This is a genomic window from Campylobacter insulaenigrae NCTC 12927 (genome assembly GCF_000816185.1).
In the GTDB taxonomy this organism is placed as follows: domain Bacteria; phylum Campylobacterota; class Campylobacteria; order Campylobacterales; family Campylobacteraceae; genus Campylobacter_D; species Campylobacter_D insulaenigrae.
In genome coordinates this window covers 1,428,598-1,444,479 of record NZ_CP007770.1, presented here as the reverse complement: position 1 = coordinate 1,444,479, position 15,882 = coordinate 1,428,598, and the positions used below count along the sequence as shown (strand labels likewise).

Annotated in this window: 15 protein-coding genes; 9 read left to right on the top strand and 6 right to left on the bottom strand. The window is 28.4% G+C overall.

Going from position 1 to position 15,882, the window contains the following annotated elements; translation table 11 throughout:
- Positions 1 to 15: 15 nt before the first annotated feature.
- Positions 16 to 1,347: a coproporphyrinogen III oxidase family protein gene (locus CINS_RS07450; RefSeq protein ID WP_039651210.1), complete on the bottom strand. Its 1,332-nt coding sequence runs from the start codon at positions 1,345 to 1,347 to the stop codon at positions 16 to 18.
- Positions 1,348 to 1,417: 70 nt separating this feature from the next.
- Here CINS_RS07450 and CINS_RS07445 point away from each other — a divergent pair, with 70 nt between their 5' ends.
- Positions 1,418 to 1,609, top strand: coding sequence for a mini-MOMP protein (locus CINS_RS07445; protein ID WP_126437501.1), 192 nt, complete (start codon positions 1,418 to 1,420; stop codon positions 1,607 to 1,609).
- 15 nt (positions 1,610 to 1,624) lie between these two features.
- Here CINS_RS07445 and CINS_RS07440 read toward each other — a convergent pair whose 3' ends face one another.
- From CINS_RS07440 to ccoG, 5 genes are all read right to left on the bottom strand, one after another.
- Positions 1,625 to 3,067 carry a TolC family protein gene (locus tag CINS_RS07440; RefSeq protein ID WP_039651208.1) on the bottom strand — a complete coding sequence of 481 codons (1,443 nt, stop codon included), beginning with the start codon at positions 3,065 to 3,067 and terminating at the stop codon, positions 1,625 to 1,627.
- Complete coding sequence (locus tag CINS_RS07435) at positions 3,060 to 6,182, bottom strand: efflux RND transporter permease subunit (protein WP_039651207.1); 3,123 nt, start codon at positions 6,180 to 6,182, stop codon at positions 3,060 to 3,062. Before CINS_RS07435 ends, CINS_RS07440 begins: the two co-directional genes overlap by 8 nt.
- Complete coding sequence (locus CINS_RS07430; RefSeq protein ID WP_039651205.1) at positions 6,182 to 7,276, bottom strand: efflux RND transporter periplasmic adaptor subunit; 1,095 nt, start codon at positions 7,274 to 7,276, stop codon at positions 6,182 to 6,184. Before CINS_RS07430 ends, CINS_RS07435 begins: the two co-directional genes overlap by 1 nt.
- A 90-nt stretch (positions 7,277 to 7,366) precedes the next feature.
- Positions 7,367 to 7,990, bottom strand: a complete 624-nt coding sequence (locus CINS_RS07425) for a TetR/AcrR family transcriptional regulator (RefSeq protein ID WP_052251997.1) — start codon at positions 7,988 to 7,990, stop codon at positions 7,367 to 7,369.
- Between the two features lies 1 nt (position 7,991).
- A complete protein-coding gene (ccoG, locus tag CINS_RS07420; protein ID WP_039651200.1) occupies positions 7,992 to 9,356 on the bottom strand; it encodes a cytochrome c oxidase accessory protein CcoG in 1,365 nt (454 codons plus the stop codon).
- Between the two features lie 182 nt (positions 9,357 to 9,538).
- On the opposite strand from ccoG, the gene rpsU reads away from it, so the two are divergent.
- From rpsU to CINS_RS07380, 8 genes are all read left to right on the top strand, one after another.
- Positions 9,539 to 9,751, top strand: coding sequence for a 30S ribosomal protein S21 (gene rpsU, locus CINS_RS07415; RefSeq protein ID WP_002780697.1), 213 nt, complete (start codon positions 9,539 to 9,541; stop codon positions 9,749 to 9,751).
- 40 nt (positions 9,752 to 9,791) lie between these two features.
- On the top strand, positions 9,792 to 10,397 hold the full coding sequence (locus CINS_RS07410; protein ID WP_052251996.1) for a LysE family translocator: 606 nt from the start codon (positions 9,792 to 9,794) through the stop codon (positions 10,395 to 10,397).
- Between the two features lie 61 nt (positions 10,398 to 10,458).
- Positions 10,459 to 11,070, top strand: a complete 612-nt coding sequence (locus CINS_RS07405; RefSeq protein WP_039651196.1) for a UPF0323 family lipoprotein — start codon at positions 10,459 to 10,461, stop codon at positions 11,068 to 11,070.
- A 13-nt stretch (positions 11,071 to 11,083) separates the two neighbouring features.
- Positions 11,084 to 12,253: a glutathionylspermidine synthase family protein gene (locus CINS_RS07400; protein WP_039651194.1), complete on the top strand. Its 1,170-nt coding sequence runs from the start codon at positions 11,084 to 11,086 to the stop codon at positions 12,251 to 12,253.
- Positions 12,250 to 13,182, top strand: coding sequence for a D-2-hydroxyacid dehydrogenase (locus CINS_RS07395; protein ID WP_039651192.1), 933 nt, complete (start codon positions 12,250 to 12,252; stop codon positions 13,180 to 13,182). Before CINS_RS07400 ends, CINS_RS07395 begins: the two co-directional genes overlap by 4 nt.
- Entirely contained in the window at positions 13,172 to 13,663 is a 492-nt protein-coding gene (locus CINS_RS07390; RefSeq protein WP_039651190.1) for a YajQ family cyclic di-GMP-binding protein, read from the top strand. The genes CINS_RS07395 and CINS_RS07390 overlap by 11 nt, the downstream gene beginning before the upstream one ends.
- The gene (locus CINS_RS07385) at positions 13,663 to 14,145 is read left to right on the top strand and encodes a hypothetical protein (RefSeq protein ID WP_145961683.1); all 483 of its coding nucleotides are present in this window, start codon (positions 13,663 to 13,665) and stop codon (positions 14,143 to 14,145) included. Before CINS_RS07390 ends, CINS_RS07385 begins: the two co-directional genes overlap by 1 nt.
- Positions 14,146 to 14,156: 11 nt before the next feature.
- Positions 14,157 to 15,869: an ATP-binding protein gene (locus tag CINS_RS07380; RefSeq protein WP_039651186.1), complete on the top strand. Its 1,713-nt coding sequence runs from the start codon at positions 14,157 to 14,159 to the stop codon at positions 15,867 to 15,869.
- Positions 15,870 to 15,882 lie beyond the last annotated feature (13 nt).

Genomic DNA, 15,882 nt, shown 5'->3' with positions numbered 1-15,882 from the left:
TATATATCAAGAAGCTTAAAAATTCATACTGTCAGGACTAAGGGGATCAACATTTTCATGCATGATATTAATATGTTCTTTGTTCTTGATGCGTTTATCATCTCTAAATACAGCACGCACTAAATCCATACCAGTGTAAAAATCTTTCATCAAAACCATAAATAAATAGCGTCCAAATTCACTTACCTGTAGAGTATTTTGATTTTGTATTAAGGCTTTGCTTACTTTAAGCCCTAAAAGTTCTACGAAAAGATCTTTTTTGATATTGCAATCTAAAGTTTTATTTAGTTGATCAATTTCTATTTTTCCAGCAAACATTTCTGTTAAAAAGATATATTTTATGATTTCTTTTTTGCTAAAATTTGCCTTGGCAATGTTGGCATTTTGTTTTTCTTTTATCAATTTAGAATAATCATTTAAATTAAAAGCATTGATTAAAAGTTCTCCATCTAAAAAGCTAAAAGCCCCGCTTCCAACACCTAAATATTCATGATGAGAGCTTACGTATTCATCGTTAAAACTACTTTTTTCTAGAGAAAAAGACCAAGCGTTATTTCTTTCATAATCTTTAAAATAATCTACTATTATGTTATAAAATTTAAATTCATTATCCTGAAAACTTACACCCAAAGTCTTAGCAATATTGTCTTTGGTAAGATTTGATTTCATGAGAGGATAAGTGGTAATTTGCTGAGGTTTTAAATTTTTAGCAATTTCTAGATCTTTTAATAATTGTTCTTGAGTTTGACTTGGAAAATTAAAAATTAAATCAAGACTCATAACAGGAAGTATTCCTATAGCTTTTGAAAGTTTTTCTTGAAGTTCTTTGCTTGAGCCAAATTTATTATATCTCGCTACTTTTTTTAAAATATCATCATTAAAGCTTTGTACACCACAACTTAAACGATCAATTAAACCTTTAAACATTTTTAATTTTTCAGGTTCTATGTGATTGGGATCAGTTTCGCAAGAAATTTCTTTAATATTGAAAAGTTTTTTGCAAAGCTCTAAGGTTTTTGCTAGTTCTTCTTCGTTGATCAAAGTAGTCCCTCCACCAACATACATAGAGGTAAAGTCAAAGCCTTTGAGTTTTATTTGCTTAATTTCTTCTCTTAAACTTTCAAAATATTGTTTTGCTAAGTTTTCATCATAATAGTATTTATGAAAACTACAATACGGACAAAAAGTATGACAAAAAGGTATATGTGCGTAGAGCATGTAAGATTTTTTCGGATTGTTTTTTTTCTCTTGCCCGTTTTTTAAAAGTTGTACATTAAATCCATTTTCTAAAGATTTTTGCATGGCTTTGTGTGAATAAGAAAGCGCTATTTTTTGTAAAAAATTCATATTTGTCCTAAAATTATTTGCAGTTATTTAAAAAGGATTATAATTGTATCATATTTTTAAAGGCTTAAATATGGAAAAATTACTGATTAGCTTTTTTGTTTTGATATTTGCATTAGTTGGTATTTTAAATGGCGCTGCTTTAGATGAAATTTTTCAGGATGTAAATGTATCAGGTGATGTGCGTTATCGTTTTGAGCATAATAATCCAAAAAATAAAAATAATAACAATGCACAACAAAGAGTTAAAATTCAAATGCATTAAACAACTAAGTCAAGCTTAGTTGTTGTAGAAATTAGATTTTAAATTTTCTTCCATATCTTTGATATTATCTTTTGAATTTTCCTTCGCATTAAATCCACCACCAAAAGCTTTTATAACATCTACAATAGAATTTGCTAACTCATAAGAAGAATTAATATAAGCAAGTTTTGCGTTAAGGTAGTTTCTTTGATCTTGTAAATAATCGGCTAAATTTATAACTCCATTTTCGTATCTTACATTGGATATTTCATAAATTTTACTCTGAGCTAAGAATAAATTCTCATAATTTTTTTCGTTTTCATAGTAGTTTCTGCGATTAAATAATGCAAGTTGAATTTCTCCAAAAGCTTTTTTTAGTGTATTTTCATATTGTAAAAAAGCTTCGTCTTTGCTAAGCTTTGCAATATTTACGCTATTGTAAATTTCACCCCAGTGAAAAATAGGCATCATAAAATTTCCAGCTACACCCCAAGTTCCACTACCATTTTTAACCAACAAATCTAAATCTTTACTTTCATATCCTAAAAGTCCAGTCAAAGAAAGATTTGGTAAAAATGCGCTTCTAGCAACTCCTACAAGATAATTTTTTTCTTCAAGTGTTTTTAGAGCACTTTGTATATCAGGTCTTTGAAGTAAAATTTCACTTCCTATACCTTGAGGTATATTAACATCGTATTGTCCAATTTTTGTATAATTTACACTATTATAAAGTATATCATCAATAGTGTTAGAGGTAAGTATTTTTAGAGCTTTAGTGTTAGATTCTTTTTTAATTTTAGCATTTGTAAGTAAAATTTTAGAATTATCAAGCTCTGCTTTGAATTTGCTTAACTCATATTCACCTATAGCACCTATTTTGAAATGTTCTAATTTTAAATTATAAGTCTTTTGATAACTTTGAACACTCTCTTCTAAAATTTTAACCTGCTCGCTCAAGCTTGCTATGTTAAAATAAGTCTTTGTAACATTAGAAATAAGACTTAATCTAGCACTCTCATAATCAAATTCGCTTGCTTGAAGTTTTGATTTTGAAGCACCATAGTTATCTCTGTATTTTCCCCAAAGATCAATCTCATAGCTTAAATTTAAGCCTAACTTAAAATCATTTCCAAAAGCAAAGTCCTTACTTTTATTGCTTGGAGCGTTAATGCTTGTTTTAGATCTTGCTCCACTAGCACTACCATCAAGTTTTGGTAAAAGATCGCTTCTTGATATGCCTAGAGCTTCGTAAGCTTTTTGTAAATTTATATAGGCTATTTGTAAATCATTGTTGTTTTTTAAGGCTTGTTCAACTAGATAATTTAAATTATCGTCATTAAACATTTTCCACCATTGTTTATTAATGCTAATATTTTCATCTAAACTTTTTGTGTAATTTACATCAGATATTTTTAAATTTGGTTTTAAACTACAAGCTGCTATAAAAAAACAGCTTGCGATAATCAAGATTTTACGCATGTGTTTTACCTCTTTTCATATCTAGCCATTTATTGAAGCTTTCTAAAATATAAAAGAATAAAGGCACAAAAAATATTGCAATAGTAGAAGCAACTATCATACCACCTATAACACCTGTCCCTATGGCATGTCGGCTTGCACTACCTGCTCCGTAAGCAAAAAATAAAGGCAAAATTCCACAAATAAATGCTAGTGAGGTCATAACAATAGGCCTAAATCTTAATTTTGCTGCACTAATAGAAGCTTCAAAAATACTCTTACCTTTTTTTAAGTGTTCTTCCATGGCAAATTCTACGATTAAAATTGCATTTTTGGCAGAAAGTCCTATAAGAAGCAAAAGACCTGTTTGAAAATATATGTCGTTTTCTAAACCTCTAAGCCACACAAAAAGTAATGAACCAAATACTGCAAAAGGAACAGCAGTAATAACCGCTAAAGGCATTAACCATCTTTCGTATTGTGCTGCCAAAATTAAAAATACAAATAAAAGTCCTAATACAAATGCGATTGAACCAGCCCCACTGCTTGTGACCTCTTGATAAGCTGAACCTGACCATGCTATTGAGTACTCTTCTCCTAATGTTTCTTTTGCAACTTCAGCAATAGCATCTATAGCCTGTCCTGAAGTATATCCAGGAGCAGGATCACCTTGTACTAAAGCCGAAGGAAACATGTTAAATCGTTTAACATCATCAGGTCCAATACTTCTTGATAGTGTTAAAACGCTATCAAGTGCTACCATTGATCCATTATTTGCACGAACGAAAATATTTTTTAAAGCATTTTGTGTATTTCTAAAATCACCAATAGCACTAATATTAACACGATAATTTTTTCCTAGCATAGAAAAATCGTTTACATAATAAGTTCCTATGGTTGCATTTAGAGTGCTAAATATATCGCTTAAATTTAAGCCATAAAGTTTAACCTTATCACGATCAATTTCTAATCTTAATTGAGGAAAATTTGTATTTAATGTTGTTCTTACATTGCTAAGTTCTGGTCGTTTGTTTGCTGCTTCAACCATTTTATTTACATCAATTTGAATTTCATCATAGCCTTTTCCGCTACGATTTTGCGCATACATTTCAAATCCACCGGTTAAACTTAAACCTTGTATTGGTGGTGGGTTTATAAAAAATGATTGGAAATTAGGATTTAAAAAATATTGTTTATTATACATACTTGTTATATCAAAGCTACTTGTATCTCTATCATTCCAATCTTTTAAATTGATAAACATTGCTCCTGCATTTTCTTTTAAAGAACCTGTAAAAAGATCATATCCTATAAGTCCTACTATATTGGTTATATTCTCATTTTTTCTTAATTCATCAGCCATAGCATCCATTGCTTGGGTTGTTCTATTTAAAGAAGAAGCAGCTGGTAAATTTACAACAGATAAAAAGTTACCTTGATCTTCATTTGGAACTAAAGAATGTGGAACTATTTGAAAAAGCCCAAATAAACCTATTAAAAATATAAAAAATATAAGTACAAATCTTACAACTCTTTTTAGCATATATGCTACACCTGCACCAAAAATATTGATAGACCAATCAAATAGATCATTAAATTTTTTTACAAAATAAAAAGGTTTGCTTTCATTTCTTTTTAAAAATATGGCACACAAAGATGGAGTTAGGGTAAGTGCGACAAAGCCTGATATGGTAACAGATATTGCTAAGGTTATAGCAAATTGTCTTTGAATTTCCCCCACAAAGCCTGATATAAAAGATACAGGTATAAACACAGCACAAAGTACAAGTACAATAGAAACTACAGGTGCAGCAACTTCATCCATAGCTTTAATAGCAGCATCTTTTATACTTATATTGGGATCTTCATGTATAATTCTATCTATATTTTCTACAACGATTATAGCATCATCAACAACTATACCAATAGCTAAAACTAATGCAAATAAAGTAAGTAGATTTATACTAAAACCTAAGATATAAAGTCCTGCAAAAGTTCCTAGAATAGATACAGGAACGGCAATCATTGGAATGATAGTTGAGCGAAAATTCTTTAAGAATAAATACATTACGATAACAACAAGAAGTAGTGCTTCAAAAAATGTTTTTATCACTTCTTCAATAGATGCTTTAATAAATAAAGTCGTATCATATGGTACTTTATAGGCTAAGCCTTCGGGAAAACTTTTAGAGAGTTCTTGAAATTTAGCTTGAATTAATTCTGCTGTATTAACTGCATTAGCACCTGTTTGCAAAAAAATTAATATAGGAGTAGCACTACTACCATTTAACCTGCCATTGAAAGTATATTCTTTTGAGCCAATTCCAACTTCAGCCACTTCTTTTAATCTTAAAAATGAACCATCGCTATTAGTTCTTAAAATAATATTTTCAAATTCTTTAGGATTTTTTAATCTTCCTTGCATAGTAACTGAATACACATAAGGAGATCGTTCCACTACTGGTTCTTGTCCAATTTTACCTGTGGCATATTGAGCATTTTGCTCTCTTACAGCAGTAATTACATCTGTAGCAGTGATTTGATATTTATTAAGCAAATCAGGATTTAACCAAATTCTCATAGAATAATTTCTAGATCCAATTGCAACTGCATTGCCAACACCAGGAACTCTAGCAAGATCATCTAAAATATTTAAAGCAGCATAATTATAAACTTCTATTGCATCCATAGAACCATCAGGGGAATACAAGGTCGCAACTTCTAAAATACTAGAACCTGTCTTTCTAACACTAACTCCAGTTTTTTTAACATCTTCAGGAAGCTTTGCCATAGCAGCTGAAATTCTATTATTTACATCTACTGTTGCTTGATCAGGATCAGTTCCTATATTAAAATATACACTTAAACTCATATCACCTGAAGAGCTTGAAGTTGAATCCATATAAATCATATTTTCAACACCATTAATTGCATCTTCAAGTGGAATAGCAACTGTTTGTGCAACTGTTTGTGCGTCAGCACCTGAATAGGTAGCATTGACTTTAACTACCGGAGGGGTTAAGGAAGGATATTGCTCTACGGGTAAAGAATAAAGTCCGATGATTCCAGCTAGTGAAATTATAATAGCAACAACACTAGCAAACACTGGTCTTTCTATAAAAAATTTAGAAAACATTATTTATTCTCCATTACGCTTACGCTAGCACCAGGTCTAATTTTTTTGAAATTATTGATAATCACTTTATCTCCATTATTTAAACCAGTGTTGATAATAGCTTTATCTGATGTTTGATAAATCACATTAACAATATTTTTCACTACTTTTCCATCAACTAAGGTATATACAAAAGTAGTGCTATCATCTTGTAAAAGTGCAACTTGTGGAATTTCAAAACCATCTTTTTGAATAAAACCTCCAACAATTACATTTGCAAATGATCCAGGCATTAAATTTGAAACATTATTATCAAATATAGCCTTAGCTTTTACTCCACCGCTATTTGTATCTATTACATTATCTATAAAATATAATTTTCCATTATAAAGTTCACCTCCAACTAAGGCTCTAACTTGAACATTTTCTAACTGCCAATTTCCATCTTTTATATTTTTATTCATATTAATTTTATCTACATCTGAGATATAAAAGTCTGCATAAATAGGATTGATATTTGTAATACGCACAAGCTCTGTGTTTGAAGCATTGACATAATCACCTATATCCATAAGACTATCACCTAAGATTCCATCAAATGGCGCGCTAACTATAGTGTATTTTAAGTCCAATTTTGCATTAGAAAGTCTTGCTCTAGCGCTTTCTAAAGTCGCCTTAGCAGAATTAAATTTAGCTAAACTTGCATCAAATTCTTTTTGAGAAATAGCGTTTTTTTCTATTAATATACTATCTCTTTCAAAATTTTTTTGTGCATCTTCAAAATTTGCTTTTGCAACTAATGTATCTGCATATGCAATATTTGCATTGGCTTGATATTTGTCAGGCTCAATCAAAAATAATTTATCACCTTTTTTTACAGCTTGACCGCTTTTAAAATACTTTTTCTTGATTTCACCACTGACTTTTGGTTTTATAATAACATCTAAGTCTGTATTTAATCTTGCAGGATAAGAAAATTCTAAAGGTAAATCTTGACTTTGCATTGTTATAACATTTACTGGTTGAGGTGGAAGTTGTTTTGGTTGTGTCTTTTTGTTATCTAAGCAAGCACTTAAAAGTAATGAAGCACATAAAACAATAATCTTAGTTTTCATTGAATTCCTTAGTAATGGTATTTATCTATAATTTATTAAAATGTAATTAAAATTACAAAATATCTCTATTAGAATCATAGCAATTTTAAGTTAATTAAAATTAACAATACCTTGCATAAAAAGTTTAACGACTTTGTTTGCATATTCTTTTTGTTGAGTTTTATCCATAGAAATTTTATTTGCAAAAGTGCTTTGTACAAAAAAAGTTCCTCTGAGCATGGCGCAAAATGTATGACTTAAAAATTCAGCATTACTTGCTATATTTTTATTTTCTTTAGAAAGTTTTTGTTGAAGTATAAAATCTATATTTGTTTTATTATTGCCTTTGAGCCACTTCATAAAATCTATTTTTTCATTATAGACTTCAGAGTATAAAAGTCTTGCTATGGCTATGGTTTTAGAATTATTAAAAATTTCTAAATAAGCTAATGCAAAATAATATAAAAAATCTTCTAAATTATCATCATCTTTAGCTTTCATATGATCATTAAAAATTTTTAAGAAATGATTTTGAGTAAAATCATTTAATATAGCTTCAAATAATCCTTCTTTATTTTTATAGTGTTCATATACAGAGGAAAAAGAGCCACCAGCTTCTTTGATGATATCTTTAAGACTCGTTGCCTCATAGCCATTTTTTAAAAATGACTCTGCGGCAATTTGTTTTATTTTTTCAAGTCGTACCTGTGATTTTTGGCTTATTTTTTTATCCATTTTATTTGTTATTTAGTGAAGAATTTTTAGGATAAACAAAATTACTTTCTCTAGTAACAACAATTTTATTATCATCAAGCGCATAAGCTTTGATGGTTAAAGGTATCACGGTATCTTTTCTGTCATTATCTGCAAGTTTTTTCTTAGCCTTTAAAACTACTATTTGTTTATTTTTCTCTCCCGCATTTAGTTTAAATGATTTTTTAGGTCTACTTATTTCTAAACCTTCATCTATACCTTTTAAATCCACATCAAAATAATATTCATGTGGTTTGTTGTCTGTATTTTGAAATAAAAATATATAAGCATTAGTGATTTCTATATCATCGTGTGTACGTCTTATTTGATATAATTCACTTGAGCGGTTGATATTTAAAAGCATATTTTCTTTTTTGCTTCCCATGAAAATTAGTGCAATAAATACAATACATAAAACTACCAAATATCCAATAGTTCTGAATCTAAAATATTTTACCTTTTGCTTGTTTTTTATAGCTTCAGCACTTGTCCAATTGATTAAGCTTGGACGATCAAATTTTGCTTGAATTTTAGAACATGCATCAGCGCATTCAAGACAATTAATACATTCAAGTTGCATACCTTGACGTATATCTATATGTGTTGGGCAAATTTTTACGCAAGCTTCACATCCTATACACTCTCCTTGAGGCGGTTTTTTATGAAGTTTTGTGTGTCCATCATATATTACTCCTCCTCTTTTGTCATCATATATTACTTGGATAGTATTATTATCAAACATAACAGATTGAATCCTTGCATAAGGACATACATAGATACAAAATTTTTCACCCAAATACACAATATCAAAAGTAAAAGCTAAAGAGGTGCAAAATAAAATTCCTAGAAGCAACAAATGATCTTTGGGATTTTGAATATAAACAAAAAAATCTTCAGGCGGAACAAAATACCATAAAAAAGCACTCATCATAATAAGAGAAAAAATATAAAATATTACGACGCTTAATAATTTTTTTATAAAAAATCCTTGGGCTATTTTTTGTTTGTTTTCAATACTTTTATAAATCTTAAAAATCTTAGTTTGCAAAAGATCTCTATAAATTACCCGAGCTATGGTTTGAGGACAGGTCCATGCACACCAAACTCTTCCTGCAAGAGTTGTAATAAAAAGTATAGTTAAAAACATCCCTATAATAACAAAAGGCATGAGATATAATTCCTGTGTGTCAAAAGCAATAAAAAACAAATTTAGCTTTTTATGATCAAAACTAAGAAGAAAAAAATGATTTTCATTGATTTTAACAAAAGGTAATAGAATGAAAATTATCATAGAGATAAAATAAGCTATATATCTTTTTTTTGTAAAATTTGTAATACAACCACTCATTAAATATCCTTGTGATTTATAATTTGCATAATTTTAGTCTTATAAAAATTAAAAGATTCTTTATTTTATATTGTTAATTATTTATTTTTTATTTATTTTTATTGATATTTTTTGTTTAAATATTTTTAAAATATTGTGATATAATTTCAATCCAAAATTTTTAACGAAAGGTGGTGAGGGTCGTGCCAGGAATTAAGGTGCATCCTAATGAGTCTTTTGATGAGGCGTATAGAAAATTCAAAAAACAAGTAGATAGAAATTTAGTTGTAACTGAAGTTCGTGCTAGAAGATTTTTTGAGCCTATGACTGAAATTCGTAAAAAACAAAAAATTTCAGCTCGCAAAAAAATGCTTAAAAGACTTTATATGCTTAGACGCTATGAGTCAAGACTCTAATACCCAAAAAGCCGAGAAATCGGCTTTCTTATGAAATATCGTGTTTTTTTCTATTTTAATCGTTCATTTTTTTGGGCTTTTATTGCCAGGGCCTGATTTTTTATTGGTGAGTTCTTACGCTTTAAAAAATGGTGTTAAAAGTGCTTTAAAAGCAAGCCTTGGAGTGAGTGTTGCTATGAGTATATGGATTATACTTTCTGTACTCGGTTTAAGTGTTATATTTCATCAATTTCCATTTTTACAGATAATTTTGTCAAGTTGTGGTGCTTTTTATCTTTTATATTTGGCATTTATTATTTATAAAAATGCAAAAAATGGCAAATTAAAAATGCAAAAAATTTCTATTTCTCCATTTTTTAGTGGATTTTTAACTAATTTATCAAATCCAAAAGTGATTTTTTACTTTGCTAGTGTATTTGCGACATTTAATTTTGATGCAATGCAAAGTGTTTTACTTGTTATGGTAGTAATATTGTTTTTAGAAACTTTTGTGTATTTCTCGCTCATAGGAATTTTGTTTTCAAATACTTTTATAATTAAATTTTATGAGAAAAAAATAAAGCTAATTGATTATCTTAGTGCCTTTATATTTTTAATTTTTGCATTATATGTTTTGCTAAGTAATTTATATTATTTTGCTAAATAGTGATTATTTTTTGTTAATATATTCATTAGAAATTAAATTTTTATATTTATTAGGAAATATTATGAAGCATATAAAAACTATATTAAAACTTAGTATGATAAGCGGTATAGCTGCTATTAGTGCAGGTGCTTTGAGTGCTTGTGGTAACGGATCTAATGCTGATTCAAATAATGCTTTAAATCAAGCAGCAAATACTCAAGGCGCTTTTGTTATTATTGAAGAAACTGCACCAAATCAATATAAAATAAAAGATCAATTTCCAAGCGATGAAACTAGAGTTGTGTTAAAACAATTAGATGGTACTGAAAGAGTTCTAAGCAAAGAAGAAATGGATAAGCTTATACAAGAAGAAGCTGCAAAAATTGATAATGGAACTTCAAATTTAACTAATTCAAGCAATGCTCAAATGAGTAGCGGGGGTCTTTCTTTAGGGGAAACTTTGCTTGCAAGTGCAGCTGGAGCTATACTTGGTAGTTGGATAGGTTCAAAACTTTTTAATAATCAAAATTTTACCAATCAACAAAGAGGAGCATTTTCTAATCAAAGTGCTTATCAAAGAAGCGTAAATAGTTTTAATAAAGCTGGTACAGCTACAAATTCTGCTTCTGGGGCTAAAAAGTCAGGGTTTTTTGGTGGTGGATCAAAAGCTAGTTCCCAAACTTTTGGCTCATGATTAAAGGTTAAATATGAAATTTTTAAAAGTAAATTCTCTAGAAAAATCTTATTTAGAACAAACAGGGTTTTCATGGCATACAGATAGCGATGGAAGTGATTATCTAGATTCTAATTTGGTGTGCGTTAGCGAAAATGAAGCTAATGCTTATTATGAAGCGGTAAATGAGCTTTATGATATGTTTGTAGCAGCCGCACAAGAAGTTATTGATAATAATCGTTTTGATGAGCTTGGTATTCCATTTAATTTGATAGAAGCTATAAAAATGAGTTGGGAAAATGAAGTGCATTGGCATTTGTATGGAAGATTTGACTTAGCAGGTGGTTTAGATGGAAAGCCTATAAAGCTTATAGAATTTAATGCTGATACACCCACATCTTTGTTTGAAAGTGCTATTTTGCAATGGGCTATTTTAAAACAAAATAATTTAGATGAAAGTTTGCAGTTTAATAATATTTACGAAGCTTTAAAAGATAATTTTAAAAGGTTAATTGTATTAGATGATGACGTGAGTGAATTTGAAAAACATTATGAGGGGTGGAAAATTTTATTTTCTTCTATAGCTGGCAGTGATGAAGATATGATTACAACAAAATTTTTGGCATATATTGCACAAGAAGCAGGTTTTAAAAGCGAGTTTTCTTATATTGATGAGGTGGAGTTCTCATCCGAAGGTGTTTTTAAAAATGATGTTAATTTTGAGTATTTTTTTAAATTAATACCTTGGGAAAGTATAGCTGTAGAAGAAGGTGAACTTGCAATGTTGTTAACGCAAATTATGCAAAATCAAAAAGCTATCATTTTAAATCCTGCTTATACTTTACTTTTTCAAAGTAAGGGTATAATGAAAATTTTATGGGAGCTTTATCCACACCATCCTTTATTATTGGAAACTAGCGATAAAACTTTAGTAGGAAAAAAATGTGTTAAAAAGCCAGTTTTTGGTAGAGAGGGAGCTAATGTTTCTATTATAGAAGCAAACGGTGATATTAGTTTTCAAACAGATGGAGATTATCAAAATAATCGTTTTGTGTATCAAGAATTTGCTGAATTTAATCACCACGAAAATACATACTATCAAGCGGGTGTTTTCTTTGCTTATGAAGGTTGTGGTTTGGGCTTTAGAAAAGGTGGTCTTGTGCTTGATAATTATTCTAAATTTGTAGGTCATATTGTAAAATGAAAATAGTGTGTCTTGATGCGGCTACTTTAGGAGGAGCCGATTTGTCTATATTTAAAGAATTTGGTGAGTTAGAAATTTATGATTTAACTTCAAAAGAAGATGTTGTTGCAAGAATTTCCAATGCTCAAGTAATAATGATTAATAAAATAATCATAGATAAAGAAGTAATAGATAAAACAAATTTAAAACTTATTTTGCAGCTTGGCACAGGTGTTAATAATATTGATACATCTTACGCAAAAGAAAAGGGCATAATTGTAAAAAATGCTAGTGGATATTCCACTAAAAGTGTTTTAAGTCATACATTTGCTTTAATGTTTGCTTTTTTAAATCATATTCCATATTATGACAAATGGAGTAAAGAGGGAAAATGGTGCGAGAGTCCTATTTTCACAGATTTTAGTAGAATTTTACATTCTTTGTGTGGAAAAAAACATGGTATTATAGGACTTGGAACTATAGGAAAAGAAGTTGCTCAAGCTTCTACTCTTTTTGGGTCTGAAGTATATTATTATTCCACTTCCGGTGTTAATTTTGATAAACAATATAAAAAATTGAATCTTGAAGAGCTTTTAACAATATGTGATGTGATTAGTATCCACGCACCTTTGAATGAAAAAACTAAAAATTTAATTACAAAAAAGGAATTAAAACTTCTTAAAGATGAGGCTATTTTGATTAATGTTGGTCGCGGCGGTATTATTGATGAAAATGATTTAGCTTGGGCTATAGATACAAAAAATATTAAAGTGGGGCTTGATGTATTAGAGATTGAGCCTATGATTAAAAATCATTCTTTATTGCAAGTAAAAAATAAAGAAAATTTAATTATTACACCACATGTTGCTTGGGCTAGTGTAGAATCTATTCAAAATTTGATTCAAATGGTATATGAAAATCTTAAGGAGTATGTAGAAAATGGCAAATGAACATAGTTTTGATATAAGTGGAGAGATTGATAAGCAGGAATTAAAAAATGCTTTAGAACAAGCTAAAAAAGAATTAGATAGTAGATATGACCTAAAAGGTGTTAAGAGCGATATAAAACTTAATGAAAAAGAAAGTAGCTATAAATTAATTTGTTCTAGTGAGGCTAAGATTGAAGTATTAAAAGATATTATTATTTCAAAACTCATCAAAAGAGGGATTAATCCTAGTGGTATTAAAGAATTAAATAGAGAGAGTGGGGCTAATTTTAGGTTAACTTTAAAAGTTAGCGATGCTATAGATGCAGATAGTGCCAAAAAGATTAACAAAGCCATAAAAGATAGTAAATTAAAAGTGACTTCTAGTATAAGAGGAAATGAGATTCGCGTTGTTGGAAAACAAATTGATGACTTGCAAAATGTGATGAGGATTGTAAAAGATTTGAATTTAGAATTAAACCTGAGTTTTAAAAATTTGAAATGATGAATTTGTTTAAAAAAGTATTTTTGTTTATTTTATGTGTATTTCTTAGTGCTTGTTCTACAAAAACTCAGATAAATCCTAAAAGTACATTTGTTGTTTTGAAAACTCCACAAATTAAATTTTCAGATTATGGTTTTTTGTATCGAAGAGATAAAATGACTATTTTGGAGCTTTATAATGCTTCTAAACCTATATTTGAGTTAAAAATTATGGATAAAATTTGTATCAATGGTGTATGTTATACAAAACAAAATTTTAATAAAAAATTTTTTAATTATGAGCACTATAATGATTTTGTGCAAGATCTTATTAATAAAAAGCAGATTTATCAAGGAAAAAATGCTATTTTAACTTCCTGTGGGTTTAATCAAGAGTTAATAAGCAAAAATTATAATATTTTTTATGAAGTTTGTGGTGAAAATATGAATTTTACTGATAGGCAATCAAAGATCAAATTTAGCATCACTGATATTGGTAATTAAAAAAGGAAAAAATGAAAGATTTAAAAATATTTTTAAACAATACCACAAAAAGTGATATATATAAAAATTTACAATGCAATGAAAACGAAATACTAATTTTAAAGCAATTATGCAAAAGCTATTTGCAAGCAAATGCAAGTGTTAATACATATAATTTACTTAGTGAAATTTTTGGACAAGAAGAATATCAATATCTTGATTGTTTAATTGATGTAAAAAATCTTATAGAAAAAGGTTTTATTGTTCAAATTTTTTCTGATTTCAAAATCAGCAAAAATTCAAATTTAACTTTAAATTTACTTCAAAGTGATTTGAGTTTAAGTGAGGTATTTTTACAAGTTTTAGAAAATAAGCAAATCGATGAATTTTTAAAAGACGAACCTTATGAAAACTATGCTGCATATTTAAAAGATGAATTTTTTAGAGTGGAGTTATATCAAAGATTAAGATTTCTACTTAAAAATACTGCAAATACAAAAATTAAAGAAGATATAAAAAAATTTGAAAATTATATTAAGCAACGTCTATATAAAAGCAAGATAACTAATATTTTGGCAGATATATTTAAAGAGCATAATTTAAATGATAAAGAAAGTTTGATATTTATTAGTTTATTAAAAGAAGAATATCTGTTAAATACAGAAAATTCGTATAGTAGGGATTACAATTTTTTACTTCATTTAATAAGTGATGATGAAAAAGATAAAAAGCAAAATTATCTTTTGTTAGATGAAAATTCTAAGCTTTTAAGCTCTAATTTAGTTGAGATGGATGAGTTTGTAAATTCTTTAGGGGATATATCTAAAACCTTTTATTTGAGTGATGATATTTTACAAAAAATTGTAAATTTTAAAGAGCCAAAAAAGAATAAAAAAATTCAACTGAAAAATTTAGTAAAAGAACAAGATATCTTTGAATTAATAGAGTCAAATACAGATATAAATGATGTAATCATGCCACAAAGTACTAAAAATTTATTAGAAAATATTTTAAAACAGCAAGATAAAAAAGTACTTGAAAGATTAAATAAATGGGGTATAAAAAGCAATAAAAATATAGAAGCTAAAATTATTTTTTATGGCCCTGCAGGAACTGGTAAAACAATGAGTGCATTAAGTATGGCTAAAGCTATGAAAAAATCCGTATTGAGTTTTGATTGTTCTAAAATTTTAAGCAAATATGTAGGTGAAAGCGAGCAAAATGTGCGAAAAATTTTTGATACTTATAAAGAATTGTGCCAAAATAGCAAGCAAAATCCAATATTGCTTTTAAATGAAGCAGATCAGTTTTTAAGTACTAGAATTGAAAGTAGTGGTGGGGCTGATAAAATGCATAATCAAATGCAAAATATTTTTTTAGAACAGATTGAAAATTTTAGTGGAGTGATGATAGCAACAACGAATTTTTTAGAAAGTTTAGATGTAGCTTTTTCAAGAAGATTTGAATATAAAATAGAATTTAAAAAACCTGATTTTACTCAGCGACTGATGATATGGGAAAAATCTTTACCTAAAAATGCGAAATTTGATGAACAATTTGATAAAAAAATTTTAGCAAATTATGATTTAAGCGGTGCGCAAATTGTAATGGTTATAAAAAATACAGCACTTAAGGCAGCTATTGCAGAAGATGGTACATTCAAAATGGATTATTTTATCGAAACTATAGAAAAAGAATTACAATCATCTTTTGATAAGAATAAAATAGTTGGCTTCCAACATTAACAACAAAGAGGTA